The sequence below is a fragment of the Enterobacter sp. SA197 genome (assembly GCF_054131575.1).
Genome location: NZ_CP096393.1, coordinates 1,129,921 through 1,146,203, shown reverse-complemented (window position 1 = coordinate 1,146,203; position 16,283 = coordinate 1,129,921). Strand labels below are relative to the sequence as shown.

General features: G+C 54.1%; 19 protein-coding genes. 8 read left to right on the top strand and 11 right to left on the bottom strand.

From position 1 onward, the window contains the following. Positions 1-35: 35 nt before the first annotated feature. Entirely contained in the window at positions 36-527 is a 492-nt protein-coding gene (locus M1D91_RS05170; protein ID WP_437432465.1) for a YajQ family cyclic di-GMP-binding protein, read from the bottom strand. Between the two features lie 140 nt (positions 528-667). On the opposite strand from M1D91_RS05170, the gene panE reads away from it, so the two are divergent. Further along, positions 668-1,579 (top strand): 2-dehydropantoate 2-reductase, encoded by a 912-nt coding sequence (gene panE, locus M1D91_RS05165; protein ID WP_437432464.1) that lies wholly within the window; start codon positions 668-670, stop codon positions 1,577-1,579. Beyond that, entirely contained in the window at positions 1,542-2,138 is a 597-nt protein-coding gene (yajL, locus tag M1D91_RS05160) for a protein deglycase YajL (protein WP_437432463.1), read from the top strand. Before panE ends, yajL begins: the two co-directional genes overlap by 38 nt. Positions 2,139-2,183: 45 nt before the next feature. Here the strand turns inward: yajL and thiI are convergent, their stop codons facing one another. Beyond that, positions 2,184-3,632: a tRNA uracil 4-sulfurtransferase ThiI gene (gene thiI / locus M1D91_RS05155; protein WP_437432462.1), complete on the bottom strand. Its 1,449-nt coding sequence runs from the start codon at positions 3,630-3,632 to the stop codon at positions 2,184-2,186. Positions 3,633-3,837: 205 nt separating this feature from the next. On the opposite strand from thiI, the gene xseB reads away from it, so the two are divergent. From xseB to M1D91_RS05135, 4 genes are all read left to right on the top strand, one after another. After that, positions 3,838-4,080 carry an exodeoxyribonuclease VII small subunit gene (gene xseB / locus M1D91_RS05150; RefSeq protein ID WP_437432461.1) on the top strand — a complete coding sequence of 81 codons (243 nt, stop codon included), beginning with the start codon at positions 3,838-3,840 and terminating at the stop codon, positions 4,078-4,080. Then, positions 4,081-4,980 (top strand): (2E,6E)-farnesyl diphosphate synthase, encoded by a 900-nt coding sequence (gene ispA / locus M1D91_RS05145; RefSeq protein WP_437432460.1) that lies wholly within the window; start codon positions 4,081-4,083, stop codon positions 4,978-4,980. Positions 4,981-5,004: 24 nt separating this feature from the next. Further along, a complete protein-coding gene (dxs, locus tag M1D91_RS05140; protein ID WP_437432459.1) occupies positions 5,005-6,867 on the top strand; it encodes a 1-deoxy-D-xylulose-5-phosphate synthase in 1,863 nt (620 codons plus the stop codon). 184 nt (positions 6,868-7,051) lie between these two features. After that, positions 7,052-8,026, top strand: a complete 975-nt coding sequence (locus M1D91_RS05135; RefSeq protein ID WP_437432458.1) for an aldo/keto reductase — start codon at positions 7,052-7,054, stop codon at positions 8,024-8,026. Between the two features lie 554 nt (positions 8,027-8,580). On the opposite strand, the gene pgpA is transcribed toward M1D91_RS05135, so the two are convergent. From pgpA to nrdR, 6 genes are all read right to left on the bottom strand, one after another. Then, entirely contained in the window at positions 8,581-9,048 is a 468-nt protein-coding gene (gene pgpA / locus M1D91_RS05130) for a phosphatidylglycerophosphatase A (RefSeq protein ID WP_457976049.1), read from the bottom strand. Between the two features lie 28 nt (positions 9,049-9,076). Further along, positions 9,077-10,054 carry a thiamine-phosphate kinase gene (thiL, locus tag M1D91_RS05125; protein ID WP_437433774.1) on the bottom strand — a complete coding sequence of 326 codons (978 nt, stop codon included), beginning with the start codon at positions 10,052-10,054 and terminating at the stop codon, positions 9,077-9,079. A 76-nt stretch (positions 10,055-10,130) separates the two neighbouring features. Continuing rightward, a complete protein-coding gene (gene nusB, locus M1D91_RS05120) occupies positions 10,131-10,550 on the bottom strand; it encodes a transcription antitermination factor NusB (RefSeq protein ID WP_437433775.1) in 420 nt (139 codons plus the stop codon). Between the two features lie 20 nt (positions 10,551-10,570). Then, entirely contained in the window at positions 10,571-11,041 is a 471-nt protein-coding gene (gene ribH, locus M1D91_RS05115) for a 6,7-dimethyl-8-ribityllumazine synthase (protein ID WP_437433776.1), read from the bottom strand. Positions 11,042-11,130: 89 nt separating this feature from the next. Next, positions 11,131-12,234, bottom strand: a complete 1,104-nt coding sequence (ribD, locus tag M1D91_RS05110) for a bifunctional diaminohydroxyphosphoribosylaminopyrimidine deaminase/5-amino-6-(5-phosphoribosylamino)uracil reductase RibD (RefSeq protein ID WP_437433777.1) — start codon at positions 12,232-12,234, stop codon at positions 11,131-11,133. A gap of 2 nt (positions 12,235-12,236) precedes the next feature. Next, positions 12,237-12,686: a transcriptional regulator NrdR gene (nrdR, locus tag M1D91_RS05105; protein WP_437433778.1), complete on the bottom strand. Its 450-nt coding sequence runs from the start codon at positions 12,684-12,686 to the stop codon at positions 12,237-12,239. A 153-nt stretch (positions 12,687-12,839) separates the two neighbouring features. Here nrdR and M1D91_RS05100 point away from each other — a divergent pair, with 153 nt between their 5' ends. Continuing rightward, positions 12,840-13,382, top strand: coding sequence for a SadB/YajI family lipoprotein (locus M1D91_RS05100; RefSeq protein ID WP_437433779.1), 543 nt, complete (start codon positions 12,840-12,842; stop codon positions 13,380-13,382). Between the two features lie 291 nt (positions 13,383-13,673). Next, positions 13,674-14,558: a nucleoside-specific channel-forming protein Tsx gene (locus M1D91_RS05095; protein ID WP_437433780.1), complete on the top strand. Its 885-nt coding sequence runs from the start codon at positions 13,674-13,676 to the stop codon at positions 14,556-14,558. 133 nt (positions 14,559-14,691) lie between these two features. On the opposite strand, the gene yajD is transcribed toward M1D91_RS05095, so the two are convergent. From yajD to M1D91_RS05080, 3 genes are all read right to left on the bottom strand, one after another. Beyond that, positions 14,692-15,039 (bottom strand): HNH nuclease YajD, encoded by a 348-nt coding sequence (gene yajD, locus M1D91_RS05090; protein ID WP_437433781.1) that lies wholly within the window; start codon positions 15,037-15,039, stop codon positions 14,692-14,694. A gap of 93 nt (positions 15,040-15,132) precedes the next feature. After that, positions 15,133-15,819: a helix-turn-helix transcriptional regulator gene (locus tag M1D91_RS05085; protein WP_437433782.1), complete on the bottom strand. Its 687-nt coding sequence runs from the start codon at positions 15,817-15,819 to the stop codon at positions 15,133-15,135. A 32-nt stretch (positions 15,820-15,851) separates the two neighbouring features. Further along, the gene (locus M1D91_RS05080; RefSeq protein ID WP_437433783.1) at positions 15,852-16,217 is read right to left on the bottom strand and encodes a VOC family protein; all 366 of its coding nucleotides are present in this window, start codon (positions 16,215-16,217) and stop codon (positions 15,852-15,854) included. Positions 16,218-16,283 lie beyond the last annotated feature (66 nt).

Below are 16,283 nucleotides of genomic sequence, written 5' to 3'. Positions count from 1 at the left end.
AAAAGCGGGCTGGCCCGCTTTTTATTTATCTTCGGTCAGTCGCGGAAGTTTTTAAACTGGAACGGCTGGCCGAGATTGCCACCGCGTACCAGCGCCATTGCGGCTTGCAGGTCATCGCGGGCTTTACCGGTTACGCGCAGCTCTTCACCCTGAATCTGGGTCTGCACTTTCAGTTTGCTCTCTTTGATAAGCTTAACGATTTTCTTCGCCACATCGCTCTCAATGCCCTGTTTGAGTTTGGCTTCCACAAACCAGGTTTTGCCACTGTGCACAAACTCTTCCGGCACCTCCAGCGAAGTACCTTCAATGCCGCGTTTTAGCAGCTTAGCGCGCAAAATATCCAGCAGCTGATTCACCTGAAAATCAGACTCACTGAGCACTTTGATGGTCTTATTCTTTTCGTTCAGCTCAATAGAGGCTTCAACGTTGCGAAAATCGAAACGAGTCTCAAGTTCGCGAGTCGCATTCTCGATCGCGTTGCGGACTTCCTGAAGTTCTACCTCAGAAACAATATCGAAAGATGGCATCTTTTCTTCTCCCTCAGTGTTTATTGCGATGCATAATACCCGCAACTAAGCATAACTCAACTTGTAATGGCCGGAAGCTTCCACGACGGCGCTATACTGAAAGCAGTAGCACCTGGCGCAGTTGCAGGTGAGGAGGAAAAATGAAAATTACCGTACTTGGCTGCGGTGCGTTAGGCCAGTTATGGCTGACTGCGCTGCACAAGCATGGGCATGAGGTTCAGGGCTGGTTACGTGTTCCTCAGCCCTTTTGCAGTGTGAACGTGGTCGATGAAGAAGGCACCATTTTTAACGAGTCTCTGACGGCAAACGATCCGGAGTTTCTGGCACACAGCGATCTGTTACTGGTCACGCTCAAAGCCTGGCAAGTCTCTAATGCCGTTAAAAGTGCGGCCAGTATCTTACCCAAAACCGCACCCATTTTGCTCATTCATAACGGAATGGGGACTGTCGATGAACTCAAAAATCTCGAACAGCCCCTGCTGATTGGCACCACCACTCACGCGGCCCGCCGGGATGGCAACGTTATAGTGCACGTTGCCAGCGGCACGACACATATCGGCCCTGGCCGCCAGCAGGATGGTGATTTCAGCTACCTGGCGGAGATTCTGCAGGAGGTGCTTCCGGATGTTGCCTGGCATAACAACATTCGCCCGGCATTGTGGCGCAAGCTGGCGGTCAACTGCGTCATTAACCCCATCACTGCGCTGCAGGAGTGCAAAAATGGCGAACTGCGGGATTTTCCGGACGAAATACGAAAAGTGACCCATGAAGTGGCAGCCGTCATTGAGCGGGAAGGCCATCATATTTCCGCCGACGAACTGCTGGACTATGTTTATCAGATTATTGAGAGCACGTCGGAGAATGTCTCCTCGATGTTGCAGGATATTCGGGCAATGCGGCACACCGAATGCGATTACATTACCGGTTATCTGCTTCGGCGCGCCAGGGCACATGGCATTGCAGTGCCGGAAAATGCCCGCCTCTATGATTTAATAAAACGCAAGGAGAGTGAGTATGAGCGCGTCAGCTCTGGTATGTCTCGCCCCTGGTAGCGAAGAGACCGAAGCGGTCACTACCATTGATCTGTTAGTTCGTGGAGGAATTACCGTCACCACGGCAAGCGTTGCCAGCGATGGTGACCTCACCATTACCTGCTCGCGCGGCGTGAAACTGCTTGCTGATGCCCCGCTGGTCGCCGTCGCGGACGGGGATTTTGACGTGATTGTGTTACCCGGCGGTATCAAAGGCGCGGAAAATTTTCGCGACAACCCGCTGCTGGTCGAAACCGTCAGGCAGTTTCATCTCTCCGGTCGCGTCGTGGCCACCATTTGCGCGGCCGCCGCCACGGTGCTGGTGCCCCATGACCTGTTTCCCATAGGCAATATGACCGGGTTTCCTGCGCTAAAAGAGAAGATCCCTGAAGGCCAGTGGCAGGATAAGCGCGTTGTCTGGGACCCACGCGTGAAGCTCATCACCAGTCAGGGACCGGGAACCGCAATCGATTTTGCGCTGAAGATTATTGATGTACTGGTCGGGCACGAGAAAGCGCATGAAGTGGCAAAACAGCTGGTGATACCGGCGGGGATTTATAACTACTACTTCGAAGAGTGAGACTTACTGTGCCGGATGGCGGTGTCATGCCATCCGGCCCTATCACTACGGGCGATAAACCTTCACATTTTTAAAGCCCTGCTCCAGCAGGTAAAGCGCCTGCAGACGGCTCATCACACCGCGCTCACACCATAACAGCCAGTTTTTACTCTGATCAAGATCGCCAAATTTGGTGCTGAGTTTGTAGAACGGCAGTGAAACCACCTCAATGCCCTCGACTTCCAACGGTTTGGCATCCTGTTCATCTATCGAGCGGATATCTAACAGCATGTCATTCGCACCGAAACCGCTCACCGTCTCGACTTCAACGACCTCTTCACTGGTCTGCTCGGCAATAACACGAATATCAATGTTAGTGGCCTCAGCAACGACCTTATCGAGGATAGAGAAATCAAAGTGGGCTTCTTCAGCTTCGATTTTAGCCTTAACCGCTTTCACGGTCGGGCTTTTAGAAATGACGCCACAATATTCCGGCATGGTACGGGCGAAATCTTCGGTGCCGATTTCACGGGCCAGATCGATAATATGCTCTTTATCGTAAGAGATAAGCGGGCGCAGGATCAGCGTGTCAGAAACATTATCAATCAGACGCAGGTTGGTCAGCGTCTGGCTGGAGACCTGACCCAGCGCTTCGCCGGTAACCAGTGCCTGTACGCCATAGCGCTCTGCCACCTGAGAAGCGGCACGCACCATCATACGCTTGAGAACCACGCCCATCTGGCCGTCATCGACTTTCTCAAGAATTTCGCCCACCACTGGCTCAAAGTTAATGGCGACGAAACGCACGCGGTGTGAGCTACCAAAGCGATTCCACAGATAATGCGCAACCTGGCGCACACCAATTTCATGGGCGGCACCGCCAAGGTTGAAGAAGCAGTAATGCACGCGGCAGCCGCGACGCATCAACATATAGCTGGAGACGCCGGAGTCGAAACCACCGGAAATCAACGACAGCACATCTTCCTGGGTCCCAATCGGGAAGCCGCCAATACCTTCGTAACGGCCTTTCACCAGCAGCAGGCGATCGTCTTCGATTTCCAGATTGACGGTGATATGCGGGTGAGTCAGCTTCACGCGGGCCGTTTCGATATGCTGATTCAGCCCACCGCCGACGTAGCGTTCAACTTCAATAGAGCTAAATTCGTGTTTACCACGACGTTTTGCGCGCACGCAGAACGTTTTCCCTTCCAGCTTTTCACGCCAGGCTTCCAGGGTTTTTTCGAAGATATCGTGCAGGGAGGTGAAAGGCACATCTTCCACTTCCAGAATATGGTGGATACCCGGAATACGGGTCAGTGCATCGCGGATCACCAGACGTTGATTTTCGTCTTTTGCGCGAACTTCAATGTGATCCCAATGGCGGACGACCGCAAGGGTCTCATCGTAGTGCTTTAAAACGTTACGAATATTCCCGGTAAGGATCTTAATAAAGCGCAAACGCACAGATTGGCTTTTGATGGTGATTTCCGGGAACAATTTAATGATAAACTTCATGGCGGCAAGGGTTCATTGGCAAGCCCGGTTGGGCTTCTCAGAAAAAAATACAGCAGCCCACACCTGCGGCTGCATCCAGGCGCGGAAGTATACCACCATCGCGACGCTCCTGTGTATTTTGCATGACCATTGCGCGTTATTTGCTAAGCCTCACGACTTCGCTAACATAATGAGGTCGGAACACAATGAGAGTCAGACAGTCATTATGCCAAAGAAAAAAGACGCACCCGCCAGCTTTGAAACCGCATTAAACGAGCTGGAACAGATTGTTACCCGTTTAGAAAGTGGCGACCTTCCGCTGGAAGATGCCCTCAATGAATTTGAACGTGGCGTTCAACTCGCCCGTCAGGGGCAGGCCAAACTTCAGCAGGCGGAACAGCGCGTACAGATTTTGCTGTCCGGGAATGAGGAAGCGCCCTTAACGCCGTTTACTCCGGATAACGATTAAATGGACTTTAACCAACAGTTACAGACGTGTGTTGAGCACGCCAATGACGCCCTGCGTCGGTTCATCGCTCCCCTGCCCTTTCAGAACTCTCCACTGGTTGATGCGATGGCGTATGGCACATTATTGGGCGGCAAGCGCCTGCGACCTTTTCTGGTTTACGCCACGGGAAGCATGTTTGGCGTCAGCCGCGAAACCCTGGACGCACCGGCTGCGGCCGTTGAATGCATCCACGCCTACTCCTTGATTCACGACGATCTGCCCGCCATGGATGATGACGATTTACGCCGTGGTCAGCCGACCTGCCACATCAGGTTCGGCGAAGCGAATGCGATTCTGGCAGGCGATGCGCTGCAAACGCTGGCGTTTTCGATTCTCAGCGATGCGCCGATGCAGGAGGTGATGGCTGAAGACCGTCTGGCGATGGTGCGTGAACTGGCATTCGCCAGCGGCGCAGCGGGCATGTGTGCCGGGCAGGCGCTGGATTTAGCCGCCGAGGGCAAGTCTGTTGATTTACAGGCCCTTGAACAGATTCACCGTCATAAAACCGGCGCTCTGATTCGTGCCGCGGTGAAAATGGGCGCGCTTACCGCCGGAGCAAGGGGCCGGGTCTGGCTGCCGGTGCTTGATAACTATGCGCAATGCATCGGCCTGGCGTTCCAGGTTCAGGATGACATACTGGATGTTGTCGGCGATACTGCGACCCTTGGAAAACGCCAGGGTGCCGATCAACAACTTGGTAAAAGTACTTACCCTGCATTACTGGGCCTCGAGCAAGCCCGGGTAAAAGCCCGCGATCTGATTGCAGAGGCTCGCCAGTCGCTAGAGCTGCTGGCTGCGCAATCGCTGGATACAACGGCACTGGAAGCACTGGCTGATTACATAATCCAGCGTGATAAATAATGACCACATGACAATGAGTCTCTGATGAGTTTTGATATAGCCAAATACCCGACGCTGGCGCTGGTCGATTCCACTGCGGAACTGCGTTCACTGCCAAAAGAGAGCCTGCCGAAATTATGCGACGAACTGCGTCGCTACCTGCTCGACAGCGTGAGCCGCTCCAGCGGGCACTTCGCCTCCGGGCTTGGCACGGTGGAATTAACCGTGGCACTGCACTACGTCTACAACACCCCCTTTGACCAACTCATCTGGGACGTCGGTCATCAGGCTTATCCGCATAAGATCCTGACCGGTCGTCGCGATCGTATCGATACTATCCGGCAGAAAAATGGCCTGCACCCATTCCCCTGGCGAGGTGAAAGCGAGTATGACGTTTTAAGCGTTGGCCACTCGTCCACCTCTATTAGCGCCGGTATCGGGATTGCCGTTGCCGCCGCGAAAGAAAACTTACAGCGCCGCACGGTGTGTGTCATTGGCGACGGCGCCATCACGGCCGGAATGGCGTTTGAAGCGATGAACCATGCGGGGGACATCCGCCCCGATATGCTGGTCGTCCTTAATGACAATGAAATGTCGATTTCCGAGAACGTTGGCGCACTGAACAACCATCTGGCGCAGCTGCTCTCCGGCAAGCTCTACTCCACCCTGCGTGAAGGTGGCAAAAAAGTGCTGTCCGGTGTTCCTCCCATCAAAGAGCTAATCAAACGTACCGAAGAGCACATTAAGGGCATGGTCGTGCCGGGGACGCTGTTTGAGGAGCTTGGGTTTAATTACATTGGTCCGGTTGATGGTCATGATGTGCTGGGGCTGGTGCATACCCTGAAAAACATGCGCGGTCTGAAAGGCCCGCAATTCCTGCACATAATGACCAAAAAAGGCCGTGGCTACGAGCCGGCGGAAAAAGATCCCATCACCTTCCATGCGGTGCCGAAGTTCGATCCTACCAGCGGAACGCTGCCGAAAAGCAGCGGCGGCATGCCGAGCTACTCCAAAATCTTTGGCGACTGGCTGTGCGAAATGGCGGCCAAAGACAGCAAACTAATGGCGATCACGCCAGCCATGCGTGAAGGGTCCGGCATGGTGGAGTTCTCACGCAAATTTCCGGATCAATACTTTGATGTGGCCATCGCTGAACAGCACGCCGTCACCTTTGCCGCCGGGCTGGCGATTGGCGGCTACAAACCGATTGTGGCAATTTACTCCACCTTCCTGCAGCGCGCTTATGATCAGGTGATTCACGACGTCGCCATCCAGAAACAGCCGGTGCTCTTTGCTATTGACCGTGCGGGCATTGTCGGTGCTGACGGGCAGACCCACCAGGGGGCATTTGATATCTCCTTCCTGCGCTGCATACCGGAGATGGTCATCATGACGCCGAGCGATGAGAACGAATGCCGCCAGATGCTGTTTACCGGCTATCACTACAATGATGGCCCGAGCGCCGTGCGTTACCCGCGCGGTAACGCGGTCGGTGTGACTCTCGACCCGTTGCAGAAACTGCCGCTGGGCAAAGGGGTGGTGAAACGTGAAGGCGAAAAAATTGCCATCCTTAACTTCGGTACATTGCTGCCTGAAGCCAGGAAAGCGGCTGAAGCGCTGAACGCCACGCTGGTCGACATGCGTTTCGTAAAACCGCTGGATACCACGCTGATTTTGCAAATGGCCGCACGCCATGAATGCCTGGTAACGCTTGAGGAGAACGCCATTATCGGCGGCGCAGGCAGCGGCGTTAACGAGGTGCTGATGTCCCATCGTAAACCGGTGCCAGTGCTGAATCTGGGTCTTCCAGATTTCTTCATCCCCCAGGGAACCCAGGATGAAGCCCGCGCTGAGATTGGACTGGATGCCGCAGGCATTGAATCTCACATCCGACGCTGGCTCGCATAGCCTCCTTTACCGCTCCTGCTATGCTTAAGGGTAACTTTATAATCCTACTCTAAATAGTTAGCGTTACAGAAAGGCGGCAGGCCAGTTATTTCCGGGGAGCATGGAGTGCGATGTGACCGGGAGAGCTGGCCCAGACCCTGTCCCTGCAACGTGAAACAGGACGAGTATATGCAGGAGTGGAAGCATGCAATACAACACATTAGGAAAAACCGACCTTAACGTTTCCCGCCTTTGCCTTGGCTGCATGACATTTGGCGAGCCTGACCGGGGAAATCACGCCTGGACGCTACCGGAAGAGAGCAGCCGTCTGCTTATTCAGCATGCTTTAAACGGCGGCATCAACTTTTTTGATACGGCGAACAGCTACTCCGACGGCAGCAGTGAAGAGATTGTCGGCCGCGCATTGCGTGATTTCGCCCGCCGGGATGAGGTGGTCGTCGCCACTAAAGTCTATTACCCGTCCGGTACCCTGACCGAGGGGCTTTCCCGCGCCCAGATCCTGCGCTCCATTGACGACAGCCTCACCCGTCTGGGTATGGATTACGTTGATTTACTGCAAATCCACCGCTGGGACTACAATACGCCGATTGAAGAGACGCTGGACGCGCTCAATGAGGTGGTTAAATCCGGGAAAGCACGTTATATCGGCGCATCCTCAATGCATGCCAGCCAGTTTGCTCAGGCGCTGGAGTTGCAGAAACAGCACGGCTGGGCGCAGTTTGTCACCATGCAGAATCATTACAATTTGATTTATCGTGAAGAAGAGCGGGACATGCTGCCGCTCTGTTATCAGGAAGGCATTGCCGTTATCCCGTGGAGCCCGCTGGCGCGAGGCCGCCTGACCCGCCCGTGGGGTGAAACCACCGCCCGTCTTGTCTCGGACGAAGTCGGCAGAAATCTCTATAACGAACACGATGAAAACGACGCGCAAATCGCCGAACGTCTGGAGTCCATTGCTGATGAAACCGGCGCGACACGCGCTCAGGTCGCGCTGGCATGGCTGTTAAGCAAGCCGGGTGTCGCCGCCCCCATCATTGGTGCGTCGCGCGAAGAACAGCTTGAGGAGTTACTGCAGGCAGTCGATTTGACGCTGAAACCAGAACAGATTGCCGAGATGGAAACCCCGTATAAGCAGCATCCGGTGGTCGGGTTTAAATAGTCCTGACAGGCACTGTTTCCCTCTCCCTCAGGGCTGAGAGATCCCCACAAAATAATACGAGCACGGAAAGTCCCCTCGCCCCTTTGGGGAGAGGGCCAGGGTGAGGGGAACATGCGGCTCTTGTGGTCATTCCGTTCACCTTATGTTCCTTGCATGTCTGTAGCGACAGAACCCGTGAACGTGCCAGGGTGGTTCACCGCCACCACCCTGGCGACCCGGGCTCCCGGCAAGGAAAATCGCCGCTTCGCGGCATTATTCGCCCCATCCCTGGGGCTCACCCTTTCAGGGCTAGCGCAGGCGCTATTCAAAATCGCTCCCGGCAATTTTGTCGTCTTATGTCGTCTGACTATCGGGTCGGGGACCAGCCTGCCTCCCTGCAGGCTATCCCCTCCGCCCGCTTCCCTGCGGGCGGCCCCGGTCAGCCGTCAACGCCTCATCGATTTTCAGCCGGACCCTGTCATCGCGGTGACGGTTTTATTCTCATGGGACTGTGATATCGCTGCAAAACGTCATATTACTGGGAATTCTTCAGCCCGGCGGGAGAGGGAAACGGGTTAAATGAGCCCCAGCGGCCAGTGATGTCCTACCGCATACAAAATACCTGCGGAGATAATCCCGGCGACAATATCATCAACCATGATACCCATCCCACCATGCACGTTTCTGTCAAACCAGCGAATCGGCCACGGCTTCCACATATCAAGAATGCGGAAAATGACAAATCCCGCAGCAACCCACTGCCAGTCGTTGGTCGGTAACGCCATCAGGGTTATCCACATACCGATAAACTCATCCCAGACGATACTGCCGTGGTCGTGAACACCCATGTCCTTCGCGGTTTGATGACAGAGGTAAACCCCGAGGCTGATTCCCAACATAACCAGTAAGGAATAGAGCTGCCAGGGGAGCAGTGTCATCAGGTACCAGAAGGGGATCGCCGCAAGCGACCCCATCGTCCCGGGTATGACAGGGCTCAGCCCGCTACCAAATCCTGTGGCCAGCAGGTGCCACGGGTTACTCATTTTGAGACGGCTTTTGGCAATGTCTTTCTTAAAGAGCGGCAAAGTGATCGTATCCCTTCCAGTCAAGCGTCACGGTTTTATCGTCACGAGTAAAATGTATACCGTCTACATCCGCACTCATCTGGCCGATGCAGGTCACCGGTGCGCCAAGATGGCCGACCGCGACCTCAAGCGCACCACGGTTAAGCTCCGGTACGGTAAAGCACAGTTCGTAATCTTCACCACCCGACAGCGCCCAGCGCAGCGCCTGCTCCGCATCCACATGTCGCTTCATCGCTTCTGAATAAGGTAGTGCGTCCAGATCAATACGCGCGCCGCATTCGCTTGCGGTGAGGATATGCCCGAGATCGGAAATCAGTCCGTCAGAAAGATCAATTGCGGAGGTCGCCAGACCACGCAGCGCCTGACCGTGCAGCACACGCGGCATGGGGCGCAGGTGGCGTTGCAGCAGATAACGGGCATCCGTGGCATCCTTCACCTGCAAACGATCCTGCAAAATAGCCAGCCCGGCGGCGCTGTCTCCTGGCGTACCGGTCACGTAAATCCAGTCACCCGGCTTTGCACCGGTGCGCTTGAGCGCTCGGCCAACCGGCACATAGCCGTGAATACCCAGCGTCATTGAGAGCGGGCCACGGGTGGTGTCGCCGCCAATAAGCTGCATATCGTAATAATTGAGTTGTTCAAACAGGCTGTCGCTAAAGGCTTTAAGCCAGGCTTCATCAACATCCGGAAGCGTCAATGCCAGCGTGAGCCATGCCGGATCCGCGCCCATCGCAGCCAAATCGCTTACGTTTACCGCCAGCGCCTTATAGGCCAGATCGGCAGGGTCGATATCAGGAAGAAAATGGATGCCTGATACCAGGGTATCAGTGCTGATTGCCAGCGTCTGTTTCTCAGGAACATTGAGCAGTGCACAATCATCGCCAATGCCGGTTTCAACATCGCGACGTGCATTTTTGACACGATCAAAATAACGGGCAATCAGGGAAAATTCGCCGCATGCCATACGTTATGCCTCAGCGTAGAAAAGAAAAAGCCGGGCAGCGTGCGGTTTGACATCGCACTCCACTCCGGCTTGAGGATCATTTTTTGTTAGGACGAATCACAGGGGCGGCTTTATCAAGCACACCGTTAACGAACTTATGGCTATCTTCAGCGCCGAACGTTTTCGCCAGTTCGATAGCTTCGTTAATGGCCACTTTGTACGGCACGTCTGAACGTTTGGACAGTTCGAACAGCGCAATACGCAGTACCGCTTTCTCAACCTGGCCCAGCTCTTCGAGCAGGCGGGACAGATACGGCTTCATCAGGCCGTCGAGATACGCGCTGTTAGTCGCCACCCCGCTTAACAGTTCACGGAAGTACGCGACGTCAACATCTTTAACGTCCTGTTCCGCCAGGAACTGGTATTCGACATCAGCGACGTCGTTATGGGACAACTGCCAGGAGTAGAGTGCCTGGACAGCACACTCACGGGCGCGGCGACGAGCAGCAGGTTTCACGGATTTCCCCTTACAAAAAATCAGGCCTTAATGGCTTTCAATACATTAATCATTTCAAGCGCGGTCAATGCAGCTTCCGCACCTTTGTTACCGGCTTTGGTGCCAGCACGTTCGATAGCTTGTTCAATGCTTTCAGTGGTCAGTACACCAAAAGCGACCGGGATTTCGCTGTCCTGTGCAACGTGCAACAGGCCATTGCTTGCGCCACCAGCCACATATTCAAAGTGAGCCGTACCGCCACGAATTACCGTACCCAGCGCAATCACCGCGTCATATTTACCGGTCTTAGCCAGTGCGCCTGCCGCCAGCGGCAGCTCATAAGCACCTGGAACCCAAACAACGGTAATATTGTCATCGTTAACCTGGCCGATACGTTTCAGGGCGTCAATCGCACCTTCCAGCAGGCTGTCATTGATAAAGTTGTTGAAACGCGCGATGGTGATGGCGACGCGAGCGTCCGGGGTAGCAACGTTAGCTTCAATAATGTTCATACTCTTCCTTTACAGGTTCAGTTCAGACCCCGCAGGGGGGCGGATTTTATCATAATATTTGACGCGCTGCTTCCCTTTTACAGGCGCCGCTACGCGTGCGTGAGATGCAGGCAGAGATCGGGGCCGACCTGACGAATCTCATTGAATTTGAAAGCGGGGGCATCGGCAAGTGCCTGAAGACCCGGCAGAGCGCAAAGCCCTCTGGCATCCGTGCCCAGCAGTTTTGGCGCAAGATAAACAATAAGTTCATCCACCAGACCCGCCTGTAACAGCGCGCCGGCCAGATGAGCTCCCGCCTCGACCCAGATACTGTTTATTTGCTGTTTGCCGAGCAGCATCATCAACGAAACCAGATCGACATGGCCGTTATAGTCCGGCACCGGGAGGTCGCGAACTGAGGCTGGCCATGAACGGCTGTCAGGCGTCGTGCGTGCAAACCAGGTCTCACCCGCTTCATGCACCAGCGCGTGCTCAGGGGTCACGCGGTTTTTGCTGTCCACCACGACGCGCAGCGGCTGGCGCAGGTTTTCCAGCGGATAATGCGCCTGAATGTCGGCACCGAGCTCATCCCAACGTACCGTCAGTTTTGGGTTATCTGCCAGCACCGTTTCGCTGCTGGTGAGGATCGCATGGCTCTGCGCACGAAGACGCTGCACATCCCGGCGCGCCTGTGGCGAGGTTATCCACTGACTTTCGCCACTGGCCATCGCGGTTCGGCCGTCCAGTGAGGCACCCAGCTTAAGCTGTACGTAGGGAAACCCCGTGCGCATACGTTTAAGAAAACCTTTATTCAGGGCTTCCGCTTCTGGCAGCATCAGGCTATGGCTCACTTCTATGCCTGCCTGCTGCAGGCGATAGAGGCCGCGCCCCTGCACCTGCGGGTTAGGATCCTGCATCGCAGCCACGACACGCGTTACCCCGGCGCCGATCAGCGCCTCACAGCACGGTGGGGTGCGTCCATGATGGCTGCATGGCTCCAGAGTGACATACGCAGTAGCCCCTTTTGCATTGCCACCCGCCATGCGCAGCGCATGTACTTCGGCGTGGGGCTCTCCGGCACGATAGTGGAAACCTTCGCCAACCACTTCGCCGTCTTTAACGATAACGCACCCGACATTTGGATTCGGATGCGTGGTAAAACGACCGCGTTGCGCCAGCTTCAGCGCACGTGCCATGTAGATGTCGTCCTGCATGATCAGTCCTGTAGGCGAGCGATCTCTTCGCCAAATTCGCGGATGTCTTCAAAGCTGCGGTATACCGAAGCAAAACGGATATAAGCGACCTTATCGAGTTTTTTAAGCTGTTCCATCACCAGATTACCAATCATTTTACTGGCAATCTCACGTTCGCCGGTCGCCCGTAATTGTGACTTGATATGATTCAATGCCATTTCAACGTCATCCGCGCTCACCGGACGCTTTTCGAGCGCTTTTAATATGCCCCCGCGCAATTTGTCCTCATTGAAGGGTTCACGCACGTCATTGCTTTTGACGACACGCGGCATCACCAGTTCAGCAACTTCAAAGGTTGTGAAACGTTCGTTGCATACCAGACACTGACGACGGCGGCGAACAGAGGAGCCCTCCCCCACAAGGCGAGAATCGATTACTTTGGTATCCACGGCGAAACAGAATGGGCAATGCATACGACGTCCTGACGTGTGAGTTAATTAAAATCTATTTTACCCTGAACTGGCGTGACAACAAAGACGGACCGATTTTGAGACAATGGATAGATGGCAACGCAGTGGTTGCTGGCTACCATTAAGAATATCTTCATTTTCAAGGAAACAGACACAATGACAAGACGTTACCTAAGATCCCTGTTGCTGGGAAGCGTTTTTGCCCTCAGCGCCTGCGCACAGCAAAGTGAAGTGCGACAACTGCATCAGAGCGTGAGCACGCTGAATAAAGAGATGAGCAAGCTGAATCAGGAGACCGTGAAGATAACGCAGCAAAATGCCCTCAATGCGAAATCCAGCAGCGGCGTGTACCTGCTGCCCGGGGCTAATACTCCCGCCAGGCTGAACAGCCAGGTAGGAATGCTACGTATGTCACTGAAAAATATTGCTCCTGATGCAGATGGCACACGCGTCACGCTGCGTATTCAGGGTGAGTCAAACGACCCTTTACCGGCCTTCAACGGCACCGTGGAATGGGGTCAGATTCAGGGCACCACTGAACATTATCAGGAGGTGAACGTCCGTAACCAGTTGATGAGCGCCCCTGCCAGTACCCTCGCCCCAAGCGACGTTGAGGTTACACTCCAGCTTGATGGCCTTACCCCTGAACAACTGGGCTTTGTTCGCATTCACGATATTCAGCCCGCCACGCCTGAGTAATTTTGGGGCGCTGTCGCCCTTTTTCATACGTTGTCATCTCTTTTACGCCGTCTGGGTGATATCAGGCGGCTTTCATTTATTGGCAACACTGAGGTTCATCATTATAATCCCCGCTGTTTATTGGACGCAAACGTGAACGCAATCGATTACGTATGTGTCAGTTATGTGAAACAACACATATTTTTGTGAACAAGGATACTTATAATAGCCTCGCAGAAATATGAAACATTTAGAAACGCAATGCGTGCATTCTTTCATTCCCGTAAGGGATCTTTTATTAGTGGCATAATTATGAAAAATACATTACTTGCAGCTGGCGCTGCGCTGGCGATCTCGACGTCTTTTACCGTGAACGCGGCAGAAACCGACAAACCTGAATATGTCTCAGACTGGTGGCATCAGAGCGTTAACGTTGTCGGCAGCTATCACACCCGCTTCGGACCGCAGATCCACAACGATACCTACCTGGAATATGAAGCCTTTGCCAAGAAAGAGTGGTTTGATTTCTATGGCTACCTGGACGCCCCGGTGTTTTTCGGCGGTAACACTGATGCAAGAGGTATCTGGAACCACGGCTCTCCGCTGTTCATGGAAATTGAGCCGCGCTTCTCTATTGATAAGCTGACCGGTACCGATCTGAGCTTCGGCCCGTTCAAAGAGTGGTATTTTGCCAACAACTATATCTACGATATGGGTCGTAACGAATCCGGTCGTCAGAGCACCTGGTACATGGGTCTGGGTACCGACATCGACACTGGCCTGCCGATGAGCCTTTCCCTGAACGTCTACGCGAAATACCAGTGGCAGAACTACAAAGCGGCGAACGAAAACGAGTGGGACGGCTACCGTTTCAAAGTGAAATACTTCGTTCCGATCACCTCCCTGTGGGGCGGTCAGTTAAGCTACATCGGTTTTACTAACTTCGACTGGGGTTCTGAGCTGGGCGATAAAGATTTCCACGATCTGAACAACAAACGTGCCCGTACCAATGATTCTATTGCCTCCAGCCACATCCTCTCTCTGGGCTACGATCACTGGCATTACTCCGTAGTGGCTCGTTACTGGCACAACGGCGGTCAGTGGAACGACGATGCAAGTCTGAACTTCGGTAACGGCGATTTCAGCGTACGCTCTACCGGTTGGGGTGGCTACCTGGTGGTCGGTTACAACTTCTAAGACAGATCATCATCACGCCCTGGCGATCCAGGATGGCAATAAAAAAGCACCGCACGAGGCTCTCGTCGGTGCTTTTTTTTGATGCCTCAGGTTATGTCACACTCCTGAGGCTGATGTAAGGCCGGTAGCGGGATTATTTTTTCTTGTTAAGCATCGCTTTCAGATCTGCAAAAGGGTTATAAGTCGCTTCGCCGACATCCTTCTGCGCATCCTCTCCTGCAATCACTGTCGAACCATACTGGTCTGCCTCGGTATATTTAGCATGTTCATGATCGTGACAGAACAGGCACAATAACTCCCAGTTGCTGCCATCTTCAGGGTTATTGGTATGGTCGTGATCCATATGGTGAACCGTGAGTTCACGAAGATTCGAATAGACGAATTCACGTGAGCAGCGACCGCATACCCACGGAAAGAGTTTGAGTGCTTTTTCGCGATAACCGCTTTCCAGCCGCGTATAGTTTTTAGGGATAATAGCCATCAGTAAGTCGATACCCAGGTAAGTGGTGAATTAACGTTAGTTTCGCGCGCTCTGGCTGCTTTATCAATGATTACCACTGCGCTGTTGCCCCATTTAATCCCCGCGCTTCTGGCGGCGGATAAAATCTTCAAATGAACGATCCGGCCTTTCCTTGAACACGTTGCCGGTGATCGCGACCGCCTGACAGCGATCCAGTCGAAAACAGCGGTAATCGCCACGCAGCTCGCACCAGGCGACCAGTACCCAGACCTCGCCCCAGAAGGAAAGCCCCAGCGGATGAATGGCCCGCTGAGAAGCTTCACCTTTTTCATTTTCATAACGTATGTAGACAACGTCATGCTGACGCATCGCTTGATGCAGCACATCAAACCAACGCCGGACCTGCGAATATTTACCCATGTTCGGCGTGATAATCCGGTTACTTTCCGCCAGAATGCGCCTGTCGGTGGGCAACACGCCGAGCAACTTCTCCTGCGCCGAGCCCGCAGCCTGCGCCAGTACATCGCCGCTCCAGGTTTGTAACATCCCAATGGCAGCAATCAGGGCTTCCACCTCCAGCCCGGTAAACATCAGCGGGGGAAGATCGAAGCCGGGCAGCAAACGATAACCACTCCCGGCTTCTCCCTGAATCGGTACACCCGAGAGGGATAAATCACGGATATCCCGATAAACCGTCCGCTCTGAGACCTCCAGTCGCTCTGCGAGCATTGCCGCCGTCACGCGACGACGGGTGCGAAGAATTTGCACTATCTGGAACAGGCGATCGGCACGGCGGCTCATGGTAAATTTTCCGTTACGGTGTGTTGTTTGTATCAGGCTGGTTGATGCAACCCAACCCGGTTGCCTTCACTGTCAATGATAAGCGCAATGGTGCCAATACCCTCCGGCAAAATCTCCGGGCCGAAGCAGCAGGTTCCACCTTTCTCCGACACTTTCTTCAGAGAGGCCGTTATGTCAGGTGTGAAAAGATAAACCACCGTGCCACTGGTCGAAGGCTGAAACATCGGCGACTTAACCAACGCCCCGCCGATGGATGGCGCGTTATACTCAAAGACCGCCATCGATATTCCTGCGACATGCTCCTGACGGAACGTTGCCCCCACGCAGTATTCGTAAAAGTGAGTCGCTCTTTCAAGGTCCGCTGCCGGGATTTCAAACCAGTTGATAATGTTGTTCATTGTGGTGCCCTCTTTGTGTTTTCGACAAAGAGAGTCTGCCACCCCCCTCCTGACAGCATACTGTCA

What these genes read in the sequence shown, in the direction of transcription:
- M1D91_RS05095 (WP_437433780.1), top strand. Translation starts at nt 13,674, where the DNA reads ATGAAAAATACATTACTTGCAGCTGGCGCTGCGCTGGCGATCTCGACG.
- yajD (WP_437433781.1), bottom strand. Translation starts at nt 15,039, where the DNA reads ATGGCTATTATCCCTAAAAACTATACGCGGCTGGAAAGCGGTTATCGC.
- ispA (WP_437432460.1), top strand. Translation starts at nt 4,081, where the DNA reads ATGGACTTTAACCAACAGTTACAGACGTGTGTTGAGCACGCCAATGAC.
- ribH (WP_437433776.1), bottom strand. Translation starts at nt 11,041, where the DNA reads ATGAACATTATTGAAGCTAACGTTGCTACCCCGGACGCTCGCGTCGCC.
- xseB (WP_437432461.1), top strand. Translation starts at nt 3,838, where the DNA reads ATGCCAAAGAAAAAAGACGCACCCGCCAGCTTTGAAACCGCATTAAAC.
- M1D91_RS05100 (WP_437433779.1), top strand. Translation starts at nt 12,840, where the DNA reads ATGACAAGACGTTACCTAAGATCCCTGTTGCTGGGAAGCGTTTTTGCC.
- nrdR (WP_437433778.1), bottom strand. Translation starts at nt 12,686, where the DNA reads ATGCATTGCCCATTCTGTTTCGCCGTGGATACCAAAGTAATCGATTCT.
- thiI (WP_437432462.1), bottom strand. Translation starts at nt 3,632, where the DNA reads ATGAAGTTTATCATTAAATTGTTCCCGGAAATCACCATCAAAAGCCAA.
- yajL (WP_437432463.1), top strand. Translation starts at nt 1,542, where the DNA reads ATGAGCGCGTCAGCTCTGGTATGTCTCGCCCCTGGTAGCGAAGAGACC.
- M1D91_RS05135 (WP_437432458.1), top strand. Translation starts at nt 7,052, where the DNA reads ATGCAATACAACACATTAGGAAAAACCGACCTTAACGTTTCCCGCCTT.
- ribD (WP_437433777.1), bottom strand. Translation starts at nt 12,234, where the DNA reads ATGCAGGACGACATCTACATGGCACGTGCGCTGAAGCTGGCGCAACGC.
- M1D91_RS05170 (WP_437432465.1), bottom strand. Translation starts at nt 527, where the DNA reads ATGCCATCTTTCGATATTGTTTCTGAGGTAGAACTTCAGGAAGTCCGC.
- M1D91_RS05080 (WP_437433783.1), bottom strand. Translation starts at nt 16,217, where the DNA reads ATGAACAACATTATCAACTGGTTTGAAATCCCGGCAGCGGACCTTGAA.
- thiL (WP_437433774.1), bottom strand. Translation starts at nt 10,054, where the DNA reads ATGGCATGCGGCGAATTTTCCCTGATTGCCCGTTATTTTGATCGTGTC.
- dxs (WP_437432459.1), top strand. Translation starts at nt 5,005, where the DNA reads ATGAGTTTTGATATAGCCAAATACCCGACGCTGGCGCTGGTCGATTCC.
- pgpA (WP_457976049.1), bottom strand. Translation starts at nt 9,048, where the DNA reads ATGAGTAACCCGTGGCACCTGCTGGCCACAGGATTTGGTAGCGGGCTG.
- M1D91_RS05085 (WP_437433782.1), bottom strand. Translation starts at nt 15,819, where the DNA reads ATGAGCCGCCGTGCCGATCGCCTGTTCCAGATAGTGCAAATTCTTCGC.
- panE (WP_437432464.1), top strand. Translation starts at nt 668, where the DNA reads ATGAAAATTACCGTACTTGGCTGCGGTGCGTTAGGCCAGTTATGGCTG.